This window comes from Haladaptatus sp. HS23 (assembly GCF_056892285.1).
This window is the reverse complement of the sequence record NZ_JBXGLH010000002.1, coordinates 789,174-811,331: the sequence shown is the minus strand read 5'-3', so window position 1 is coordinate 811,331 and position 22,158 is coordinate 789,174. Positions and strand designations below refer to the sequence as shown.

General features: G+C 61.4%; 19 protein-coding genes, 2 tRNA genes and 1 riboswitch. Of the genes, 14 read left to right on the top strand and 7 right to left on the bottom strand.

The genetic code is table 11. The features are described from left to right. Nucleotides 1-22 precede the first annotated feature (22 nt). Nucleotides 23-91: riboswitch (Fluoride riboswitch) on the top strand. A 9-nt stretch (nt 92-100) separates the two neighbouring features. Beyond that, the gene (gene crcB / locus AC1XDK_RS10430; protein ID WP_483349820.1) at nt 101-493 is read left to right on the top strand and encodes a fluoride efflux transporter CrcB; all 393 of its coding nucleotides are present in this window, start codon (nt 101-103) and stop codon (nt 491-493) included. Then, nucleotides 490-852, top strand: a complete 363-nt coding sequence (gene crcB / locus AC1XDK_RS10425; RefSeq protein ID WP_483349819.1) for a fluoride efflux transporter CrcB — start codon at nt 490-492, stop codon at nt 850-852. Before crcB (AC1XDK_RS10430) ends, crcB (AC1XDK_RS10425) begins: the two co-directional genes overlap by 4 nt. On the opposite strand, the gene AC1XDK_RS10420 is transcribed toward crcB (AC1XDK_RS10425), so the two are convergent. The 6 genes from AC1XDK_RS10420 to AC1XDK_RS10395 all read right to left on the bottom strand — a co-directional run bounded on the left by AC1XDK_RS10420 (nt 849) and on the right by AC1XDK_RS10395 (nt 6,408). Next, complete coding sequence (locus AC1XDK_RS10420; RefSeq protein WP_483349818.1) at nt 849-1,286, bottom strand: universal stress protein; 438 nt, start codon at nt 1,284-1,286, stop codon at nt 849-851. The genes crcB (AC1XDK_RS10425) and AC1XDK_RS10420 overlap by 4 nt on opposite strands. A 52-nt stretch (nt 1,287-1,338) precedes the next feature. Then, entirely contained in the window at nt 1,339-3,792 is a 2,454-nt protein-coding gene (locus AC1XDK_RS10415) for an efflux RND transporter permease subunit (RefSeq protein WP_483349817.1), read from the bottom strand. 6 nt (nt 3,793-3,798) lie between these two features. Beyond that, nucleotides 3,799-5,394: a COG1361 S-layer family protein gene (locus tag AC1XDK_RS10410; protein WP_483349816.1), complete on the bottom strand. Its 1,596-nt coding sequence runs from the start codon at nt 5,392-5,394 to the stop codon at nt 3,799-3,801. A 189-nt stretch (nt 5,395-5,583) separates the two neighbouring features. Continuing rightward, nucleotides 5,584-5,656: transfer RNA gene (locus AC1XDK_RS10405), tRNA-Asp, on the bottom strand. A gap of 119 nt (nt 5,657-5,775) precedes the next feature. Continuing rightward, nucleotides 5,776-6,195 (bottom strand): group I intron-associated PD-(D/E)XK endonuclease, encoded by a 420-nt coding sequence (locus AC1XDK_RS10400; protein WP_483349815.1) that lies wholly within the window; start codon nt 6,193-6,195, stop codon nt 5,776-5,778. A 140-nt stretch (nt 6,196-6,335) separates the two neighbouring features. Further along, a tRNA-Asp gene (locus AC1XDK_RS10395) sits at nt 6,336-6,408 on the bottom strand. Nucleotides 6,409-6,693: 285 nt separating this feature from the next. Here AC1XDK_RS10395 and AC1XDK_RS10390 point away from each other — a divergent pair. The 9 genes from AC1XDK_RS10390 (at nt 6,694) to AC1XDK_RS10350 (ending at nt 16,989) form a co-directional block, all read left to right on the top strand. Beyond that, entirely contained in the window at nt 6,694-6,921 is a 228-nt protein-coding gene (locus tag AC1XDK_RS10390; protein WP_483349814.1) for a DNA-directed RNA polymerase subunit H, read from the top strand. Further along, complete coding sequence (locus AC1XDK_RS10385; protein WP_483349813.1) at nt 6,921-8,477, top strand: DNA-directed RNA polymerase subunit B''; 1,557 nt, start codon at nt 6,921-6,923, stop codon at nt 8,475-8,477. Before AC1XDK_RS10390 ends, AC1XDK_RS10385 begins: the two co-directional genes overlap by 1 nt. Further along, the gene (gene rpoB / locus AC1XDK_RS10380) at nt 8,477-10,303 is read left to right on the top strand and encodes a DNA-directed RNA polymerase subunit B (RefSeq protein ID WP_483349812.1); all 1,827 of its coding nucleotides are present in this window, start codon (nt 8,477-8,479) and stop codon (nt 10,301-10,303) included. The genes AC1XDK_RS10385 and rpoB overlap by 1 nt, the downstream gene beginning before the upstream one ends. 1 nt (nt 10,304) lies before the next feature. After that, on the top strand, nt 10,305-13,235 hold the full coding sequence (locus AC1XDK_RS10375) for a DNA-directed RNA polymerase subunit A' (RefSeq protein WP_483349811.1): 2,931 nt from the start codon (nt 10,305-10,307) through the stop codon (nt 13,233-13,235). 44 nt (nt 13,236-13,279) lie between these two features. Continuing rightward, nucleotides 13,280-14,461, top strand: coding sequence for a DNA-directed RNA polymerase subunit A'' (gene rpoA2, locus AC1XDK_RS10370; protein ID WP_483349810.1), 1,182 nt, complete (start codon nt 13,280-13,282; stop codon nt 14,459-14,461). After that, the gene (locus tag AC1XDK_RS10365; RefSeq protein ID WP_483349809.1) at nt 14,461-14,892 is read left to right on the top strand and encodes a NusA-like transcription termination signal-binding factor; all 432 of its coding nucleotides are present in this window, start codon (nt 14,461-14,463) and stop codon (nt 14,890-14,892) included. Before rpoA2 ends, AC1XDK_RS10365 begins: the two co-directional genes overlap by 1 nt. Nucleotides 14,893-15,225: 333 nt before the next feature. Continuing rightward, nucleotides 15,226-15,789: a hypothetical protein gene (locus AC1XDK_RS10360; RefSeq protein WP_483349808.1), complete on the top strand. Its 564-nt coding sequence runs from the start codon at nt 15,226-15,228 to the stop codon at nt 15,787-15,789. A 151-nt stretch (nt 15,790-15,940) separates the two neighbouring features. Continuing rightward, nucleotides 15,941-16,369, top strand: coding sequence for a 30S ribosomal protein S12 (locus AC1XDK_RS10355; protein WP_007979666.1), 429 nt, complete (start codon nt 15,941-15,943; stop codon nt 16,367-16,369). Between the two features lie 2 nt (nt 16,370-16,371). Next, the gene (locus tag AC1XDK_RS10350; RefSeq protein ID WP_483349807.1) at nt 16,372-16,989 is read left to right on the top strand and encodes a 30S ribosomal protein S7; all 618 of its coding nucleotides are present in this window, start codon (nt 16,372-16,374) and stop codon (nt 16,987-16,989) included. A 55-nt stretch (nt 16,990-17,044) separates the two neighbouring features. On the opposite strand, the gene AC1XDK_RS10345 is transcribed toward AC1XDK_RS10350, so the two are convergent. After that, the gene (locus AC1XDK_RS10345; RefSeq protein ID WP_483349806.1) at nt 17,045-17,803 is read right to left on the bottom strand and encodes a DUF5781 family protein; all 759 of its coding nucleotides are present in this window, start codon (nt 17,801-17,803) and stop codon (nt 17,045-17,047) included. A gap of 141 nt (nt 17,804-17,944) precedes the next feature. On the opposite strand from AC1XDK_RS10345, the gene AC1XDK_RS10340 reads away from it, so the two are divergent. The 3 genes from AC1XDK_RS10340 to AC1XDK_RS10330 all read left to right on the top strand — a co-directional run bounded on the left by AC1XDK_RS10340 (nt 17,945) and on the right by AC1XDK_RS10330 (nt 22,157). Beyond that, nucleotides 17,945-20,131 (top strand): elongation factor EF-2, encoded by a 2,187-nt coding sequence (locus AC1XDK_RS10340; RefSeq protein ID WP_483349805.1) that lies wholly within the window; start codon nt 17,945-17,947, stop codon nt 20,129-20,131. A gap of 539 nt (nt 20,132-20,670) precedes the next feature. Beyond that, nucleotides 20,671-21,210 (top strand): amino acid-binding protein, encoded by a 540-nt coding sequence (locus tag AC1XDK_RS10335; RefSeq protein WP_483349804.1) that lies wholly within the window; start codon nt 20,671-20,673, stop codon nt 21,208-21,210. After that, complete coding sequence (locus AC1XDK_RS10330) at nt 21,207-22,157, top strand: homoserine dehydrogenase (protein ID WP_483349803.1); 951 nt, start codon at nt 21,207-21,209, stop codon at nt 22,155-22,157. The genes AC1XDK_RS10335 and AC1XDK_RS10330 overlap by 4 nt, the downstream gene beginning before the upstream one ends. Nucleotide 22,158: the final 1 nt, after the last annotated feature.

Genomic DNA, 22,158 nt, shown 5'->3' with positions numbered 1-22,158 from the left:
GTGCGTTCGATAAGGAGTACCGGAGTAACCGGGCGATGGAGTCCGCCTCTCCCAACCGCCGAGCACGTCGGCTGATGACTCCTTTTCGAGAGCCACAGATATGGGACGTAAGCATCCACTCCACACGATAGAAACCCTGTTGTTGATAGGCGTCGGCGGGTTTGCGGGGTCTAATCTCCGGTACTTCGTTAGCCTCACCGAACCCGGATTGACGGGAACGCTCATCGCGAACGTCGCGGGCTGTTTCGCGCTCGGGTTCATCCTGTACGAAGCCATCTACATGGGCTACCTCGCGGACCAGACCCACTTCGTCGTCGGCACGGGATTTCTCTCCTCGTTCACTACGTACAGCACGTTCGCCGTTCAGACCACGCAGGCAGCGTCACCGCTTTGGATGGCCGGAAACGTCGTCGCCAACTACGGGCTCGGGCTTTTGGGTGTCCTCCTCGGTCGCTCGCTCGCCCGGCGGGTCAACGGAGGGGTCGGCGAATGACCTCACTCGACCCTGCACACATCGTGGGCACTGGCGGGGCAATCGGTGCGCTGTGTCGCCATTTCGTCAGCGAACGAATCGACGCCGAGGAGTTCCCCATCGGGACCTTCACCGTAAACGTCGTGGGGAGTTTCGCCCTCGGACTCATCACGTTCCTCTCCATCGACAATCAACTCGCGCTCCTGCTCGGAACCGGCGCATGTGGGTCGTTTACGACCTTCTCGTCGTTCTCCTTCGAGACGTTTCGGCTGTGGGAAACCGGCGAACGCTTCCGTGCGACGACGAACGCCGTTGGCACCCTCGTCGGTGCCGGAGTCGCCATCGGGCTAGCGTGGGGCGTGGTCCAACTCCTCGGTTAGGATTCCGTCGTCACTCGAACGACGAGTACAGGTAAATCGGTGTTTCTGATGACCTTCTCGGTGACGCTCCCGTTCAGGAAATGCTGGAATCCGCTTCGCCCGTGGGTTCCCATCACGATGATGTCGATTCCGTGGTCGTCCGCGTACGCCCGTATTTCCTCGTGGGGCAGTCCCCGGAGGAGTTCGGTTTTCACCGGAATTTCCCGTCCGTTCGCCAGTTCTCGAACCGTCGAAATCGCCTGTTCTCCTCCTTCGGCTCTGTCGCGTTCGATGGTGAGCCACTTCGCGTCGGAGAGCGTGCTGTACTCTCGCGTATCGACGACGGACACCGCGTGAACGCGCCCGCCGGTGAACGCAGCGAGGTCGAGCGCTTCCACGATGGCGTCTTCGATTTCGGGACTGCCATCGGTCGGAACGAGTATCTCGTCGTACATCCCGAATACTTGGGGAGATAGCGGGTTAACTGTACCCCGCTTACATGAATCCTTACGTGAAATAGCGTTGCCACACGACGATGACGGAGGGCGTCAACACGAGCGCCGTGAGGTAGGAGTAAAAGATGCTCAGTGCCGTCACGAGTCCGAACTGGCCGAGGACGGGGGTAATGGCGAGGACGAGAACTCCGGTTCCGGCAACCGTCGTGAGCATGCTTCCGGTCAACGCCCCGCCGGTTCCCCGGACGGTGCGGGTGAGGGCGGCGAACACGTCCGACTCGTTTTCGAACTCGTCGGTGAACCGGTGGACGACGTGGGCGGAGTAGTCCGTCCCCAATCCGAGAGCGATAGCTAACACCGTCGCCGTCAACGCGTTGAACGGAATACCGAACAACCGCATCGTGCCCGCTAAGAGCGAGACAGCGACGACGATGGGAAAGAGGTTGATGACGCCGAACGCGGCCCGACCAACGAGGACGCGATAGACGAGCGCGAGGAAAATCGCCGTGGCGATGAGTGCGGTGGCGAGGCTTCGCAGCGCGGACGCGAAGATGATGGCCGCGATGGACTGGAAGACGACGGTTTCGCCGGTCGCGGTCGCGTCGAGGCGGTAGCGTCCGGCAACCTGCTGTGCGTCACGAGTGATGGCTCCCTGCGACGCACCGCTTTTCATCGTGTAGACGACCTGTGCGCTCCGCTGGTCCTCCGTGATGTACTGGAGCGCTTGCCCACGGACAGGTGAGGAGAGCAATCGGTCGTAAATCGTTCCGAGGTCGTCGTCGTCGGGAACGCCGTCCCCGTCGGCGTCGTTCCGGGCGACCAACCGCCGGAATTCGGGCGACTGACTGCTGTAGTCCTGTATGACGGTGACGATGCTTTCGGACTCCGCCCGTCTGTCCGTTTGGGCGAACGACTTCGGCGGGTTTCGGTTGGCGTGCTGGATGGTTTCGAGCGCGTAATCCTCGCGGAGCGACCCCTGTACGTATATCGTCACGGTATCCCCCTCGACGGCGGCGAACTTCTCGTCGAGGAAGTTCGTCGTCTCGGTGACGGTGTACGTCCCCGGTGCGAACGGTTCGGGAAGCGATTGCAGATACCCCGGCGTCTGCTCCGGTGGCAGGAAATCCTCGTTCGAAAACGACGTGTCGATGCCGGTCGCGTAGTAGCCCGAAACGACGGTGAGGAGGATTGCGACGGCGAGAACGACCGGCGCACCGCGACGGGCGAGCGTGACGCTTCTCTGTAGAAGCCGTCCCAAAACGGACCCCTCCTCGCCGAGCGGTCGAAGGCCGAACACGGGGAGTCCGGCGCGGTACCGAAACCGATCGGTTGCCACCTTCGCCGCCGGCAGGAACACGCCGAAGATGAGCGCCGTGACCGTGATTCCTATCGCGGCGACCAACCCGAACTCCCGAATCGGTTGTAGGTTGCTGGTCAGGTTCGACGCGAATCCCAACACGGTCGTTCCGGTGACGATGAAGAAGGCGACGAGGAGTTGGTCCGTCGTTCGCCGCATCGACCGTCCGATTTCGAGTCCGGTGACGCGCTCTTCGCGGTAGCGGTTGATGGCGTGGATGCCGTAGTCGATGCCGACCGCGAGGAGCAAGGGCGGTACCGCGACGAGCAGTTGCGTGAACGGGATACCCAACCACCCCATGACCCCTAACGTCCAGAGGATGGTCATCACCAGCGAGACGACGCCGAGTAGGAGGTCAAGAGGGTCACGGTAGGCGAAGAGCAGGAAGACGAGTATCAGCACCGCCGCCGCGGGCGTGACGATGATGAGCGAGTCGAACGTGACGCTGGACAGTTCCGAGGAGATGATGCCGCTTCCGAACACGCGGACGTCGCTATCGACGCTTTCGACGACCGACTGTGACCGAACTTGAATCCGCGTCAGGGGGTCGTTTTCGCTCGCTTCTGCACCCGCCTGCTGTTCGAGTCCCCGTGGAATCTCGTGTTCTACGATGCCTATCGTCGCCGACGCGGAGGCTGAGCGGCGGTTGAAATCCTTGCTCAGCAACGCGCGAAATCCCGGATTCGTCGCCGCTCGCCGGACCGCCGCTTCGACTTCGGACGAGGGCGCACGCCGAACCGCACGGAGTTGAGCTTCGAGCGTCGTCGCGTTCGGGTCGAGCGTCGCGGCGACGATTCTCGCCGCGCTCGTCGTCGAGGAAACCCGAAGGTCGGCCCGGCGTTCGAGGCGATACTGTGCCTCCAACATCGCCACGAGTTCCGGTTTTGAAAGCACGTTCCGGCCCGTTTGGATGAGCTGTGTGCTTCCGTTCTCGACCGCGAACGGCGGCGTAAACTCGCGGTTGACGGCGTCGAACGCCTCCTGTGCCGGGCTGTTTTCAGTGAACTGGCTCGTTCCGGATTCGGTGGAAACCCGGGTCAGTCCGACGCTGAAAACGACCGTCAGGACGAGAAAGACGAGAATCACCGTTTTCGACCGGTCGGCAATCCACACGTCGAGCCAGTCGATGACGCGTTGGTAGTCCACCATCGGAACTCACCGCCGACGTCGTCGTAGGACGAAGACGAGGCCGATGGCGAGCAGAAGGAGGAGGACGGCGGCGGCGATGAGTCCGCTCGGACCGCTCGAAAACGACAGTACTCCTCCTCGTTCCGGCGTCGTCACTCGAACCGGGACCTCGTACGTATCGGTGAGTTTCGTCTCCCCGTCCGGCGTGTCGTACTGGAAATCGACCGATATCGGATACGCGTTCGCGAGCGTCCCCCCGTCTGCACCGACGTCGAATCTGATTGTCGCCGATTCGTTCGGTTCCAGTTTCTCGATGAACGCCCCGTTGTCGTTTATGGTCAAGGGACTGTCCACGAACGCCTGCGCGTCGATGTTTCGGAGGGTCCGATTCTCGTTGTTCGTGACGACGAGCGCAACCGTCGCCGTCGAACCCGCTTCGACCGAAGTACGCTTCGCGTCCAGACGGAACTCGTCCCGACGTGGACCCACCGCCACCTGGGCGTCGAGGGATTTGCTCTGTCGCGGGTCGCCGTCCTGATTCTGGTATCGCACCACGAACGACAGTTGTCGCGGGCCGCGCTCGGCGGCGTCGCTCACGTCGACTTGGAAATCGAACGGGGACGATTCGCCCGAATCGAGCGTTCCGAGCGCGTACTCCGTCTCCTTCGGCGACACCGTGGTGTTCCCTCCGCGTGACATGAGAACGAGGACGGCGCTCGGCGCGCGCTGTGGCCCCTCGTTCGTCACGGTTCCGGAGACGGTTCCCTCCTGTCCCACGCGTAACGTGTTTTTCAGGTTCCCCAGCGAAAACGACTGTTCCGGGTCCGGAATGACGCCGATGAGGTGTGGTTCCGTCCGATTCCGCGTTCCGTTCTCGCGATAGGAAATCGAGAGGCTGAACGGGTAGTTCCCGCCGACCGTATCGTTGCTCGCCGTCACCCGATACTGGAAGGTTTGCCGCTCGTTCGATGACCACTCGCTCACGAACTGGCTGGCGTTCTGCGACCGGCCGAGCGTGAGCTGCTCGTTTGCGGACTGAAGCGACACGACGGCGTCGTTCACGTCGCGTCCCGTATTCTCCACGGTCAGCGAAACCACCCCCGTATCGCTCTCCTGCACGTTCGAAGAGATGCTCGTCACCTCGAACCGCTCCAATCGAACCCGTTCGGTCGGTCGCACGTCGAACGTGTACGGTCCCGCCCGTTCACGTTCCCCGTCGGCGTTGGTGAACGTGATGGTCGCCGCGAACGGGTACTGTCTCACCTCCGCGAACTCCTCGGCGAGCAGGCCGTATTTGACCGTCCGCCGCTCACCTGCCGACCAGTTCCCGACGAATTTGCGTGCCGTCTGCGACGGGCCGAACCGAACGCTCTCGTTCGGCGACCGCACCCGAATGCTCGCGTTCGAGACGTCCTCCCCCGTGTTCTCGAACGTGATGGAGAGGTTCCCCGTCCCGTTTATCGGTACGTTCGAAGCGATGGAGACGATTCTGAACTGTCCCGTCGGTCCCGGCGTTCCCTGCTCGATTGCTCCCCCGTTCGCTGAACCCACTGCTCCCGGCCACATTCCCGCGTGTACGACCAGCAACAGGAGTCCTATCGAGAGTCCCGTTCGACCGTTCATCCGCCACGTCCCACCGAAACCGTCTCCCTCATTTGCGCCATTCGGTTCCCCCGCTCTGCTGTCACGTCGTCGTGATTCCTATAGGTTACCCCCGTCGGACTGGACTGAGCGGTGGGTTTCCGGTCCGCTCATGAAAAAGCAGGTACGATGGTACAGACTCCGCTGAAGAAGCGTTGTTCCGTCAGAAAGCGCCCGAGGCGGGATTTGAACCCGCGTCACGACCGTGACAGGGTCGTATGATGGGCCACTACACCACCCGGGCCTTCGCATTCACTTCTTTTTGCCGACCTTATTAAGGGGTGTCGATTTCGTCGCTCAGTGACAGTGGTTAACTCGATAGGGACGTCCGTATCGTTTCAGCACGACGGAATGAGGCGTCGCTCAGTCGAACACCGTCGTCAGCATGTAGTCTCTCGCCCAGTTGATTTTCGACGTGGGTGCTTTCGGATGGGGTTTCTCGATCCGGAGACGCATCTCCCCAGTTCTAGTTTCGTGGATGGTTATCCAATAGACATCGTCAGTTCTTCGGGAGTACACCGCGTACACGTCTATCTCCTCTGCGGTATACTCCGAATCCACACGCCCGTCAGTACTGACCGTCGACGTATAGAGGTTGAAGCGAACTGTACCGTTTATCCAATTTCCAGTTTTACACTGCACCCGATAGAGGGTTTGACCGTCGTCGGCCACGAGGTCATATCTATCGCTGTCCCCGAACGGAACGGACACCGACAGACCGACCGCCATGAGCCTGCTCAGAATAGTACTCTCCGTTTCGTCCCCTCTTCGTGACGTGTTCATCGTTCAGTCAGTCGTCGATGGTTCTCTCTCCCTTTTGAACCTACGTGCGGAATCAACCCATCTCTTAAATTTATAAGCGAAAATGTCGCGTGCAAATCGAGAACTAACCGTCGCTTGCAAAGTATCGTTCCATCAGAAAGCGCCCGAGGCGGGATTTGAACCCGCGTCACGACCGTGACAGGGTCGTATGATGGGCCACTACACCACCCGGGCCTTCGCATTCACTTCTTTCTGGCTTGTACTCTTAAGGCTTTCCAAACACGTGCCCTGTGCGGGTTCGTACCGAGGGATGGTAACACATCCCGAATGCCCAAACCATTTATACCAGAACGAAGTAGATAGAGGTGTTCAGTTGGTTGCCTCCGCCTCACGGACGGAGGTTCGGGATAGCCGAGCGTGTGCGAGCCTACTTAGCAAGCCTTAAATGAGTGCTACGTGTAATACCCTGTAGTATCTCGTGATAGCCATTTCTCCCGCTAGCCGAAAACTCGTGCACACATGGTAGACGTAAGCCAACACAAAATGGTTCCAGAGCACTCCATCGTCGATTCGGACGAACTCGACGAGGTGCTCGAGGAATACGACATCAAGAGTACAGACCTGCCGAAAATCAAGCGGACCGACCCAGCGCTGCCCGACGACGCAGAGACGGGTGACATCATCAAGATCGTCCGCGACTCTCGAACGACGGAGAACGCCGTCGTGTATCGACTCGTGGTGGAATAATGCAACAGGAAGACCGACGCACACTATCGAGGGAGTATTTCTCGAAAGAACGACTCGCGGAGCATCACTACCGCTCGTTTAACGCTTTCCTGACCCGCGGCATGCAGGAAGTCGTTACCGAGAAGGGAATTATCGACACGGACATCGGTGACAAGGAGGGCGAAGAACCGGTGTTCGTCGAACTCGGCGACATCCGGGTGGTCACCCCGCGCGTACGTGAGGCAGACGGCAGCGAAGAGCTCCTCTACCCGCAGGAGGCGCGCCTTCGCAACATCACGTATTCCGCGCCCGTCTTCATGGAGATGACAATCGTCAAGGGTGAAGGCGACGACAAGCGCGTCGTCGATTCGACCGAGACGAAAGTCGGTCGGATGCCGATAATGGTCGGCTCGGAGAAATGTAACATCGCCAACTTCGGGGAGGAGGACTTGGTCGAAATCGGTGAGGACCCCGCCGACCCCGGTGGATACTTCATCGTCAACGGTTCCGAGCGCGTGTTGATGACCTCGGAGGACCTCGCACCGAACAAGATTCTCGCCGAGTACGACACGAAGTACGGCGACGAGATTCAGGTCGCAAAGACGTTCAGTCAGCGCCGTGGTTACCGCGCGCTGGTCCTCGTCGAGCGCTCGCGTGACGGCTTGCTCGAAGTGTCGTTCCCGTCGGTGTCGGGGAGCGTCAACTTCGTTACGCTCGTTCGCGCGTTGGGACTCGAATCCGACGAGGAGATCGTCCACCGCGTCTCCGACGACCCGGAAATCGTGAAGTTCATGCTCGAAAATCTGGAAGCGGCGGAGGTCCAGACCCAAGAGGAGGCCATCGAGACGCTCGGAAAGCGCGTCGCCTCCGGGCAGGGCAAGAACTACCAGTTGAAGCGGGCGAACTACGTCATCGACCGCTATCTCCTGCCGCACCTTCACGAGGACGGCGTCGAGGAGGAGGAAGTTCGCATCAACAAAGCGTACTACCTCGCGCGGATGGCCGAGGCGTGTTTCGAACTCGCGCTGGGCCGCCGTGACTCCGACGACAAGGACCACTACGCCAACAAACGGCTGAAGGTGTCCGGCGACCTGATGAAGGACCTGTTCCGCACCGCGCTGAACAAGTTGGCACGCGACGTGAAGTATCAGCTCGAACGCGCGAACATGCGCAACCGGCAGTTGTCCGTCAACACTGTGGTTCGGTCCGACGTTCTCACCGAGCGTCTCGAACACCCGATTGCCACCGGGAACTGGGTGGGTGGCCGCTCCGGTGTCTCGCAGTTGGTGGATCGGACGGACTTCATGGGTGTGCTGTCACACCTTCGCCGTCTCCGCAGTCCGCTCAGTCGCTCGCAACCCCACTTCGAGGCGCGTGACCTGCACGCGACCCAGTGGGGTCGTATCTGCCCGTCCGAGACGCCGGAAGGGCCGAACTGTGGTCTAGTGAAGAACTTCGCGCAGGCGATGGAGTTGAGTCAGAACATCGAGGACGAACAGGAACTCAAACACGAACTGTCGTCGATGGGAGTCGAGGGGATTCCCGGAATCGAGAGCATCGAAGGGAGCGCAGACTGATGAGTCAGGGACGAGAAGCCAAAGTATACGTCAACGGCAGTCTGGTCGGAACACACCCCGACCCCGAACAGCTTGCAAATCAGGTACGTGAGGCGCGACGACGCGGCGACGTGAGCGAGATGGTGAACGTCTCGGTCAAGGAACGTACCAGCGAAGTCATCATCAACGCGGACGCGGGGCGCGCCCGTCGTCCGCTCCTCGTGGTCGAGGACGGCGAAACACGCATTACGGACGATGAAGTCGAGGCGCTCAATCAGGGCGACCTCTCGTTCGAGGAACTCGTCGAACGCGGCAAAATCGAGTTCATCGACGCCGAAGAGGAAGAGGACATCTACGTCGCCGTCGATGACGCGGAGTTGAACGAGGACCACACGCACCTCGAAATCGACCCGCAACTCATTTTCGGTATCGGCGCGGGCATGATTCCGTACCCGGAACACAACGCCAGTCCCCGTATTACGATGGGTGCGGGGATGATGAAGCAGTCGCTCGGCCTGCCGTCGGCGAACTACCGCATCCGCCCGGATACGCGCCAGCACCTCTTCCACTACCCGCAGCTTTCGATGGTGAAGACGCAGACGACGGAGCAGATCGGGTTCGACGACCGACCCGCCGCCCAGAACTTCACCGTCGCGGTCATGAGCTACGAAGGGTTCAACATCGAGGACGCGCTCGTCATGAACAAAGGGTCGGTCGAGCGTGCGCTCGCTCGTTCGCACTTCTTCCGTACCTACGAGGGCGAGGAACGCCGCTATCCCGGTGGACAGGAAGACCGCTTCGAGATTCCGGGCGACGACGTTCGCGGTGCCCGTGGCGAGGACGCCTACACGCACCTCGACGAGGACGGTCTGGTCAATCCCGAGACGCGTGTGGACGAGAACAGCGTGCTTCTCGGCAAGACGAGTCCGCCGCGGTTCCTCGAAGAACCGGACGACATGGGCGGTCTGTCGCCACAGAAACGCCGTGAGACGAGCGTCACGATGCGCTCGGGCGAATCCGGCGTCGTCGACACCGTGACGCTGATGGAGGGCGAAGACGGTTCGAAGCTCTCCAAAGTGTCGGTGCGCGACGAGCGAATCCCGGAACTCGGGGACAAGTTCGCGTCGCGGCACGGACAGAAAGGTGTCGTTGGGCACATCGCACCACAGGAGGACATGCCCTTCACGCAGGAAGGTGTCGTCCCCGACCTCATCGTCAACCCACACGCGCTTCCGTCGCGCATGACGGTCGGTCACGTGTTGGAGATGATCGGCGGCAAAGTCGGCGCGCTGGAGGGCCGTCGCGTCGACGGAACGGCGTTCACCGGCGAGGACAAGGAGGAACTCCGTTCGGCGCTGCAGGAGCGTGGCTACAAATCGTCCGGCAAGGAGATCATGTACTCCGGCGTGACGGGCGAGAAAATCGAGGCCGAAATCTTCGTCGGCACGATTCTGTACCACAAGCTCTACCACATGGTGTCGAACAAGCTTCACGCCCGTTCCCGCGGTCCGGTGCAGGTGCTGACGCGCCAGCCGACGGAAGGACGCGCCCGTGAGGGTGGTCTCCGTGTGGGTGAGATGGAGCGTGAGGTGCTCATCGGACACGGTGCCGCGCTGGCACTCAAGGAGCGTCTCCTCGACTCCTCCGACCGCGAATGGATCTACGTCTGTGGTCAGTGCGGTATGAGCGCGGTGGAGAACATCGACCAGAACCGCGTGTACTGCCCGAACTGTGAGGAAGAAACGGATATTCACGAAATCGAGATGAGCTACGCGTTCAAGCTTCTACTCGACGAGATGAAGGCACTCGGCATCGCGCCGCGACTCGAACTGGAGGACGCAGTCTAACATGGCAACAAGTCAAACTCCCAAGGAAATCGGCTCCATCAGCTTCGGTCTGATGGACCCGGAGGAGTACCGAGAGATGTCGGCGACGAAAATCATCACCGCCGACACCTACGACGACGACGGATTCCCCATCGACATGGGGCTGATGGACCCGCGATTGGGCGTCATCGACCCCGGTCTGGAGTGTAAGACCTGCGGACAACACTCCGGGTCCTGTAACGGCCACTTCGGTCACATCGAATTGGCCGCGCCCGTCATTCACGTCGGATTCACGAAACTCATCCGCCGTCTCCTTCGCGGTACCTGCCGCGACTGTTCGCGCCTGCTCCTCACGGAGGAGGAAAAGGAGAAGTACCGCGGCATGCTCACGCGGACGAAGGAACTGGGCAACGACATCACCGACGTGACGAAGGCCGCGATTCGCGAGGCCCGCAAGAAGGACCGCTGTCCCCACTGTGGTGAGGTCCAGTACGACATCAACCACGAGAAGCCGACGACCTACTACGAGGTTCAGCAGGTCCTCACGAGCGAGTACTCCGAGCGAATCGCCTCCCGGATGCAGGGTCGAAACGAGGAGGGCGACGAGGACGAGGACCTCGAACCCGTCTCGCCACAGGAGTTGGCGGACCAAACGGACATCGAGCTCTCGCGTATCAACCAGATTATCTCGGGCGAGTTCCGCCCGCGCGAGGCCGACCGGAAGGCCATCGAGAAGGCACTCTCCATCGACCTCACGACCGAGGACATGAACAAGCTGATGCCCTCGGACATCCGTGACTGGTTCGAGGACATCCCGGACCGGGACATCGAGGCGCTCGGCATCGACTCCGACCGCTCGCGTCCCGAGTGGATGATTCTGACCGTCCTGCCGGTGCCGCCGGTGACGGCTCGTCCCTCGATTACGTTGGACAACGGCCAGCGGTCCGAGGACGACCTGACCCACAAACTGGTGGACATCATCCGCATCAACCAGCGGTTCATGGAGAACCGTGAGGCCGGTGCCCCGCAGCTCATCATCGAGGACTTGTGGGAACTGCTCCAGTACCACGTCACCACGTTCATGGACAACGAGATTTCGGGTACCCCGCCCGCCCGTCACCGCTCCGGGCGTCCGCTGAAGACGCTCTCCCAGCGGTTGAAGGGGAAGGAAGGTCGCTTCCGTGGCTCGCTGTCCGGGAAACGTGTGAACTTCTCGGCACGGACCGTCATCTCGCCGGACCCGACGCTCTCGCTGAACGAGGTCGGCGTCCCGCAACGGGTCGCCCGCGAGATGACCCAGACGATGAACGTCACGCCGCGAAGCATCGAGGAGGCTCGACGCTACGTTCGAAACGGACCCGAGGGTCACCCCGGAGCGAACTACGTCAAGCGACCCGACGGTCGTCGCCTGAAAGTGACCGAGAAGAACTGCGAGGAACTCGCGGAGAAGGTCGAACCGGGATGGGAGGTCAACCGACACCTCATCGACGGCGACATCGTCATCTTCAACCGACAGCCGTCCCTGCACCGGATGTCCATCATGGCCCACGAAGTGGTCGTGATGCCGTACAAGACGTTCCGCCTGAACACCGTCGTCTGTCCGCCGTACAACGCCGACTTCGACGGCGACGAGATGAACATGCACGCCCTCCAGAACGAGGAGGCACGCGCGGAGGCACGCGTGCTCATGCGCGTGCAGGAACAAATCCTGTCCCCGCGCTTCGGTGAGAACATCATCGGCGCGATTCAGGACCACATTTCGGGAACGTATCTTCTCACTCACCACAACCCGCACTTCAACGAAACGCAGGCCCTCGACCTGCTTCGTGCGACGCGTATCGACGAACTGCCGGAAGCGGACGGCACGGAGGAGGACGGCACCCCGTACTGGACGGGACAGACGCTGTTCTCGGAACTCCTTCCCGACGGCCTCGAACTCGAATTCACGAGTTCGACCGGCGACACGGTAGTCATCGAGAACGGCCAACTTCTCGAAGGGACGATAGACGAGGACGCAGTCGGTGCCTTCGGCGGGGAAATCGTCGACACCATCTGTAAGGCATACGGCGAAACCCGCGCCCGTCACTTCATCAACGAGGTCGCGACGTTGGCGATGCGCGCCATCATGCACTTCGGATTCTCCATCGGTATCGACGACGAGACGATTCCGGTGGGCGCACAGGAACAGATCGACGAAGCCATCGACAACGCCTACGAGCGCGTTCAGGACCTCATCGAGACGTACGAAAACGGCGAACTGGAATCGCTGCCGGGCCGGACCGTCGACGAGACGTTGGAGATGAAAATCATGCAGACGCTCGGCAAGGCGCGTGACTCCGCCGGTGACATCGCGGAGGACCACTTCGCCAGCGACAACCCGGCGGTCATCATGGCCGACTCCGGTGCGCGTGGGTCGCTGCTCAACCTGACCCAGATGGCCGGCTGTGTCGGACAGCAGGCAGTTCGGGGCGAGCGCATCAACCGCGGATACGAGGACCGCACGCTCTCGCACTATCAGGCGGACGACCTTTCGGCGGACGCCCACGGCTTCGTGGAACACTCCTACACCGGCGGTCTGACGCCGTTGGAGTTCTTCTTCCACGCGATGGGTGGACGCGAGGGTCTGGTGGACACGGCAGTCCGTACGTCCAAATCCGGATACCTTCAGCGTCGTCTCATCAACGCCCTGTCCGAGCTCGAAACGCAGTACGACGGCACGGTGCGCGACACCAGCGACACCATCGTTCAGTTCGAGTTCGGTGAGGACGGCACCTCGCCGGTGCAGGTTTCCTCGGACGAGGAGAACCCGATAGACGTCGAAAGCATCGCCGACCAGATTCTCGACGAGGAGTTCGACAGCGAGACCCGCAAACTCGAATTCCTCGGCGACCGACAGCCGCCGACGAATCTGTCCGAACACGCGGACGCACGGCAGGTGGAATCCGATGATTGAGCAAACCCCAATCAGGCTCACCTTCAGCAAACTTCAGGTGAACGATGACTAACGTAACAGACGATATGGAAGCCATCGTCGAGGACACGGAGCTTCCCCGACGACTCAAGGACGAAGTGTACGAGACCATCGAATCGCGCGATGGCGTCTCGCTCGAACAGGTAACGGACATCGCCAAGGCGGTCGAACACCGCTATCTCGATACGCGCGTCGACCCGCTCGACCCCGTCGGTACGGTGAGCGCCCAGTCCATCGGGGAACCGGGAACGCAGATGACGATGAACACGTTCCACTACGCGGGTGTGGCGGAGATGGACGTCACACAGGGACTTCCGCGCCTCATCGAACTGGTGGACGCACGGAAGACGCCCGACACACCCATCATGACCGTCTATCTCGAGGACGAGTACGCGGAAAACCGCGAGAAGGCCCACGAAGTCGTCTGGAACATCGAGGCGACGAAAATCCTCGCACTCGGAGACATCTCGACGAACGTCGCCGACATGATAGTGTCCATCAACCTGAACGAGGACACGCTCGAAGAGCGGATGATAACCCCCGACGAGGTATCGTCCATCATCGAGGACAGCCTCGGCGTCAAGACGACCCAGAGGAATTCGATCATCGAGTTCGGTCCCGACCAGCCGAGTTACCGACGACTCCTCCAGTTGGTCGAGGAACTCCGCGAAATCGTCTTCAAGGGTATCGAAGAGATTTCCCGCGTCGTCATTCGGCGCGAATCCCTCGACGACGGCGAAGAGTTCGTCCTCTACACCGAAGGGTCGGCGTTCGCCGACGCCCTCGAAATCGAGGGCGTCGACGCCTCTCGGACGACGTGTAACAACATCCACGAGATTTACCGAACGCTCGGCGTCGAGGCGGCACGCGAATCCATCATCGAGGAGACGATGGACACGCTGGAAGAGCAGGGTCTCGACGACGTGAACGTCCGACACCTGATGCTGGTGTCGGACATCATGACCAACCGCGGAACCATCGAGTCCATCGGTCGACACGGTATCTCGGGCAGCAAGGAGTCCGTCCTCGCACGTGCGGCGTTCGAGGTGACGGTGAACCACCTGCTCGACGCCGCCATCCACGGCGAAATAGACGACCTGAACGGCGTCATCGAGAACGTCATCGTCGGCAAACCGATCAAGCTCGGAACGGGCGACGTAGACCTCCGGATGGGTTCGGTCAGTCGCGGCGCGGAACCGTCCGACTGATGACGGTCACGCTCACCGACACGGCCCGCCAGTACATCGCCCTCTTCGAGGACGAAACGGGCGCGACGGCGCGGGACTGCATCGTCCTCGGTGACGACGACGAAAAGCGCGTCATCTTCGTCGTCAAACCCGGCGAGATGGGACAGGCTATCGGGCCCGGTGGCGAACACGTTCGGAACGTCGAGGAACAACTCGGTGCGGACGTGGAACTCGTCGAAGACGCCGACGAACCGGGCCGGTTCGTGGTCAACGCGCTCGCCCCGGCGGAAGTCCGACACGTCACCATCAGCGAGAACAACGACACGGTCGCCTACGCCGAGGTGGCACAGCAGGACACCGGCGTCGCCATCGGGACGAACGGCCGTAACATCGAGGCGGCGAAACTGCTGGTGGCGCGCCACTTCGACGTGGACGACATCCAGTTGACCTAACCCACCCACCTTTTTCTGCGGTCGTGAGCAGAGAGCGAACGCGAACCGCGTTCGCTCTCTGCCTTACTCCCTGGAAAAAGCTGGACCAAAAGCCGGCGCTCCTCCCGTCGCTCACTGCGTTCGCTTCGGTCGTCGTTTGGCCCGCTCGCCGGTCGCTACGCTCCCGCTCGCGGTGGGTAGTCGGCATTTACGGCCTGCACGAATTGTTTTCCAGTCGGAATTTGGTCGGGCGATACATCATAGGTTTTCCGGGCATCGGGAATGGTCGGCTCGCAACCGCCGAGAGTAGTCTCCGTATCAAGATTTATCTTAGATAATCTCCATTTTCGTGGTATGACTCTCCGCTCCCTCCTTTTCCCCCGCCGGGCGCTCGCCTTTCCGTTCGCCGCCGTTCTGTACCCGCTCCTCTGGTTCATCGTTCGGGACGCGGGCATCGCGATGGCGTACGGGAAATCCGGCGTCGTTCCGCGGGCACTCGGATTCGCCACCGGTGCTGTGGTCGTGAGCTACGTCGTCGCCGTCGTGGTCGTCGAAGTGGTCGATGCGGGTTCGACTTCGACGTGGCGGCGCTGGTTGTTCGCCCCCTCGAATCACGCACTCGCGCTGTTTGCGGTCGTTTCGCTGCTGCTCGGGATTCAAGCACTCGACGTGACGACGACGCCGGTGTGGCTTCGTGACGTCGAGCGACTGCTCGGAGTCGTCGTCGGGTGGCCGCTGTTGGCGACGTACCTCGTCGGATTCGGTCTGAGCGTGCTCTTCCGGGAGTCACTCGACGTCCAATTCGCCGCCGTGGCAGTCGGTGTCTCGCTGTCGGTTACGTGGCTGTTCGTCCTGTTCGGGTGGTTCGCGGACGCCGTTTCACGGTCGGTGAGGACGAATTCCTCGACGGGCCAGTGACACGGTTCGTTTCGAACGAATCCGTTGGCTCGCCTTAGAATCACTGAAACGCTCCCAAATCGCTTTATCGACCCCTTTCGAGCGACGTGCGGCCGTTTCGTCGCTTCCAAAAGGGGACGCTTAAGTACCTTCGTCGGATAGTCCACTGCATATGGCGAACGGCAAGTACGCAGCTCGTAAGCTGAAGAAGGACCGCCAGAAGCATCGGTGGTCTGACTCCGATTACGCCCGACGTGAGCGCGGTCTCGGGGAGAAATCCGACCCCCTCGAAGGCGCGCCGCAGGGCCGAGGTATCGTGCTGGAGAAAGTGGGCATCGAGGCGAAACAGCCCAACTCCGCAATCCGGAAATGTGTCCGTGTCCAGCTCATCAAGAACGGAAAGCAAGTCTCCGCGTTCTGTCCCGGTGACGGAGCGATTTCGTTCATCGACGAGCACGACGAGGTCACCATCGCCGGAATCGGTGGTGCGAAAGGTCGTGCGATGGGTGACATCTCCGGTGTCAACTACAAGGTCGAGAAGGTCAACGGCGTGAGCCTGAAAGAACTGGTTCGCGGAAACGCGGAGAAACCGGTCCGATAACCATGAGTGCAGACGAAGAACAACCAGAGCCGGAACAGGAAGTCGGCACCGAGGGCGACGAGATGGCCGCGAAGCTGTTCGGAACGTGGGACGTTTCGGAAATCGAGTTCCGCGACCCGAGCACCGAGCGCTACATCACCATCACCCCCGTCGCGCACACGATGGGTCGACACGCATCGAAGCAGTTCCAGAAGAGCGAGATCAGCATCGTCGAGCGTCTCATCAACCGTCTCATGCAGACGGAGGAGAACACGGGCAAGAAACAGCAGACGATGAAGATCGTCCGCAGCGCGTTCGATATCGTTCACGAGCGCACCGAGGAGAACCCGGTTCAGGTTCTCGTCCGTGCCGTCGAGAACGCCGCCCCGCGTGAGGAGACGGTTCGCCTGAAATACGGTGGTATCTCCGTTCCCAAGGCAGTCGACGTCGCGCCCCAGCGTCGCGTCGACCAGTCCCTGAAATTCATCGCGGAAGGTGCCTACGGCGCGTCGTTCAAGTCGCCAACCGACGCCGAGGAAGCACTCGCGTCCCAGCTTATCGGCGCTGCGGACTACGACGTGCAGACCTACGCGGTCAACCAAAAAGAAGAGAAAGAACGCGTCGCCGCCGCGGCCCGCTAAACTCTCTCGAATATATTCTCCCGTTTATCCCGTTCGTGAGTTCCTACTCCGTGTTTCAGTCCGCGGCCCGTTCGGGCGCGTTCCCGCTTCCGAGAACGTACTCCCGAGCGGTGTCCACGAGGGCTTTCCTGTATTCGCTCTCGGTCGGGTCGTCGGCCAGCGAGAGGAATCGGTATTTGAACCCCTGCACGTCCACGGTTGGGGCGTCGCGTGAGGCGGTGCGGGCGAGGTCATAGAGTCGGTGGTCGCGCGGGACGAGGTCGTGGCGCTCGACCATGGCGAGGGCGAAGGCGGCGTTGACGGCGGTCATTTCCGGGTCGGACGTGGCGGTCAGCCGTCGTCCGCGAATCTCGGCGGGACGGTCCGCGACGGCCGTCGCGAGTTCCGATTCGAGGAACATGACGAGTTTGTCGCTCGGGCCGACGCGGAGCGTGATGTCGTCGGCGTAGATGTCCTTCATGTGGTTCGCGATCTGATAGCAGTGCGTGAGTTTCCGACGCTCGACCGACCGACCCGCGAACGCAAGGAACAACGCCTCGGCGGTGGATTGGGTGTGCGAGGGGTGGGCCTGCTCGTTACGCGCCATGTGGGAGTACTCGTGGAGTGCGAGTTCGCGGGCCATGACGCTGGTCGCGGCCTGTCGCGAGATGTTGAGGACGTGGTGGTCGTCGGGGTGGGCGGTCCACGTCCGTTCGTCGGGGTCGTCACGGACGCGCACGTGAACCGGTCGTTCGAGGTCGAGTTCGGTTTCGAAGATGTCGGAGGCGCTGAGGAATGGGCTCGGGGACGTCAAACCGTGTACTCGAATATCCATGCGTGTGGTTGGCACGGTCTACACGGCCATTACTCTTGTGCCATATGTGACTGTTTAGCAGGGAAATGGCCCGTTTCCGTCCGTTTTTCGGACGGGAAAACACTACGCTTTTCAACCTCGTACAGGTAGGGATATCCATATATGGGTAGACGAAAGAAGATCGTCGAACAGTGTGAGCGGCTTATGGACAACCCGGAGCGAATCCGGAACATCGCCATCGCCGCCCACGTCGACCACGGCAAGACGACACTGACGGACAACCTTCTCGCTGGTGCGGGCATGATCGCCGACCAAGGCGAAGCCACCCAGTTGATGATGGACACGGAGGACGACGAACAGGAGCGCGGAATCACCATCGACGCGGCGAACGTCTCGATGACCCACGAGTACGAGGGTAACGACCACCTCATCAACCTCATCGACACGCCGGGCCACGTCGACTTCGGTGGCGACGTGACTCGGGCGATGCGCGCCGTCGACGGTGCGCTCGTCGTCGTGGACGCCGTCGAGGGCGCGATGCCCCAGACGGAGACCGTCGTCCGACAGGCGCTCCGCGAGGGCGTTAAGCCGACCCTGTTCATCAACAAGGTCGACCGCCTCATCTCGGAACTCCAAGAGGGTCCCGAGGAGATGCAACGCCGCCTGCTCAACGTCATCGACGACGTGAACGAGCTGATTCGCGGCATGACCGAGGACATGGACGACGTGGACGACTGGACCGTCTCCGTCGAAGACGGAACCGTCGGGTTCGGGTCGGCACTCTACAAGTGGGGTGTCTCCATGCCGTCGATGCAAGCGACGGGCATGGACTTCGGCGACATCATGGAACTCGAGCGCAACGACAAGCGTCAAGAGCTCCACGAGCGAACGCCGCTGTCGGACGTCATCCTCGACATGGTCTGTGAACACTTCCCGGACCCCATCGAGGCTCAGCCCCGCCGTATTCCCCGCGTCTGGCGTGGTGACGACGAGTCTGAACTCGCCGAGCAGATGCGACTCGTGGACCCGGACGGCGAAGTCGTCCTGATGGTCACCGACATCGGCATCGACCCGCACGCCGGCGAAATCTCCGCCGGTCGTGTCTTCTCCGGAACGCTGGAGAAGGGCCAAGACCTCTACATCTCGGGAACCGTCGGAACGAACCGTGTCCAGAGCGTCGGTATCTACATGGGTGGCGAACGCGAGGAAGTGGAGCGCGTCCCTGCAGGGAACATCGCGGCCGTCACCGGTCTGAAAGACGCTATCGCCGGTTCCACGGTATCGAGCGTGGAGATGACGCCGTTCGAGTCCATCGAGCACATCAGCGAACCCGTCATCACGAAATCCGTCGAGGCAAAGAGCATGGACGACCTGCCGAAACTCATCGAGACGCTTCGACAGGTCTCCAAGGAAGACCCGACCATCCAAATCGATATCAACGAGGACACGGGGGAACACCTCATCAGCGGACAGGGTGAACTCCACCTCGAAGTCATCACCCAGCGTATCGAGCGCAATCAGGGTATCCCGGTGACGACTGGTGAGCCTATCGTCGTCTTCCGCGAGAAGGTCCAGGGAGCGACCACCGAAGTCGAAGGTATCTCCCCGAACCGCCACAACCGGTTCTACCTCACGGTCGAACCGCTGTCGGACGAAATCGTCGAGAAACTGAAACTCGGGGACATCTCGATGGACATGCCCGAACAGGAGCGCCGTGAAGTGCTCCAAGAGGCCGGCATGGACAAGGATACCAGCCAGAACGTGGAGCACATCCACGGGACGAACATCCTCATCGACAACACGAAGGGTATCCAGCACCTGAACGAGACGATGGAACTCGTCATCGAGGGCCTCCGAGAGGCGCTTGACGACGGTCCGCTCGCTGCCGAACCCGTCGAAGGGACGCTCATCAAACTCAACGATGCGCGCCTCCACGAGGACACTATCCACCGTGGTCCGGCACAGGTCATCCCTGCGGTCCGGCAGGCAGTGCACAACGCACTCATCCACGGCCACATCAAACTCCTCGAACCGATTCAGGACGTTCGTATCGACGTGCCGAACGAGCACATGGGTGCCGCGTCCGGCGAGATTCAGGGTCGCCGTGGCCGCGTGGACGACATGTATCAAGAAGGGGACTTGATGGTCGTCGAGGGTATCGCGCCCGTCGACGAGATGATCGGATTCTCCTCGGACATCCGCAGTGCGACGGAAGGTCGTGCGTCGTGGAACACGGAGAACGCCGGGTTCCGCGTCATGGCGGACAACCTCCAACCCGAGACCATCATGGAGATCCGCGAGCGCAAAGGCATGAAGCTGGAACTGCCGCAGGCTGTCGATTACTTCTAATCGACGCCGCGCTTCGCTTTCGAACTGCTATCTTTTGTGTCGTCGCCCGAGTCAGGCGAGCGACTGCACCCGTCACCTCGCTATCGGTGCGCCGAGATGCGTCTCACGGGCAGGTTGGCGGAGAACAGCACGTATCGGTTTCGGCGGTATCGTCCACTCAGTCGCGTCTCTGTCTCGATGAGTACCCAGTTTGGAACACTGCGCTCAGCTATCGGTCTCCCCGGAGGACGATTTCTGCGTTACACACCGGGCAGACCCGCTCGCGGCTATCGAACGCCGTTTGGCAGAATGCACACACGTGGTTCTGATTCGTACCCGTACTACTCGCACCGACGGCATCGGTAAATCGCATCTTCTATCACCGACTCGGCGTTCATGGGCCAGGGATATTACTACGACCCCGTTAACGCATGTCATAGGCTTGGACTAATCGCGGTTTCGTATCGTTCGTTTCCGTTGCATCCCGTTGCTTTCATCCGATTGGAGAATTTTGCGACCGACTGAAGGTTTATTGCTCCCCGTCCCCCAATCCTGTCAGTATGACCGACCACGGCGGCGGACCGGTGCAGGCGTATACGGTTCGACTGGAACTCTCGGACGAACCGGGCGAACTGCTCCGGGCCCTCGAACCCATTGCCGACTACGGCGGCAACTTACTCAGTGTCTTTCACGAACGCGGGTCGCTTACCCCCCGCGGCAACATTCCGGTCGAAGTCGATTTCGAGTGCCATCCCAACCGCTTCGAGACCATCGTTTCCGCGCTTCGAACGGCGAGCATTAACGTCATCCGCGCGGGCGCGGAGCGATACGACGAGGAGGTCACGGTGATTCTCACCGGGCACATCATCGACACCGACGTGTCGGATACGCTCTCCCGGATTACGGCGGAATCGAACGCGTCCGTGGTCGATATTTCGCTCTCCGCACCCGAGGGAACGGGCGATGTTTCGAGCGCCCGTTTGCGCCTCGCCACGGATTCAGCCGACACGCGCGACGTTCTCGACACCGTGGGGACGGTCGCCGACGAAAAGGAATTGCGTGTCATCGGACCGCTGACCGATGGGGAGGAAGCCGCATGAAAATCGCCGTGTTCGGTGCGGGTGCCGTCGGTCGGTCCGTCGTCGAACTGGCGGGGGAGTACGGTCACACCGTAACGGCGCTGGCGGATTCGTCGGGTGCGGTCGTGGACGAGAGCGGCATCGACGTGGCGGCCACGCTCGAACGCAAGGGCAGTGACGGGACCGTCGGGGACGCCGACCCGCAAACCGCACTGGAAAGCGAGTACGACGTGTTGGTCGAAGCGACGCCGACGACGCTCGGCGACGCACAACCCGGATTCGACCACGCACGCGAAGCGTTCGCGACCGACCGACACGTCGTGCTGGCGAACAAGGGTCCGGTCGCGGAGCGCTACGACGAACTGCGCGAACTCGAATACGACAGCGAGGGAAGCCTCCTCTTCGAGGCGACCGTCGGCGGTGCGATTCCCGTCCTCTCGACCATCACCGACGTCGGCACCGAGAACGTCACGGCGGTTCGTGGCGTCCTCAACGGGACCGCCAACTTCGTCCTCTCGCGGATGGCGACCGAAGGGCTGAGCTACGAACACGTCCTCGCGGAAGCACAGGACCTCGGCGTGGCCGAGGCTGACCCGTCGTTCGACGTCGACGGCACCGACGCCGCCCTGAAATGTGCCATCCTCGCGAACGTGTTGTTCGATGGAGGCTACACGATTGCGGACGCCGACATCGAGGGTATCCGAGACTTGCCGGGAAGCGCGCTCGAACTCGCGGCGGAGGACGGGTGGACGATTCGGTTGGTCGGCGAAGTGTCTCCGAACGGGGTAAGCGTCGGTCCCCGTTTAGTGCCCGAAAACGGAACGCTTGCAGTCTCGGGGACGCGTAACATCGTTCAATTCGAGACGAAACACGCGGGACAGTTGAACATCAGCGGCCGCGGTGCCGGCGGCGACGAAACCGCCACCGCCGTTTTGGCCGATGTGACCCGTCTCGACCGGGAGTCGTGAC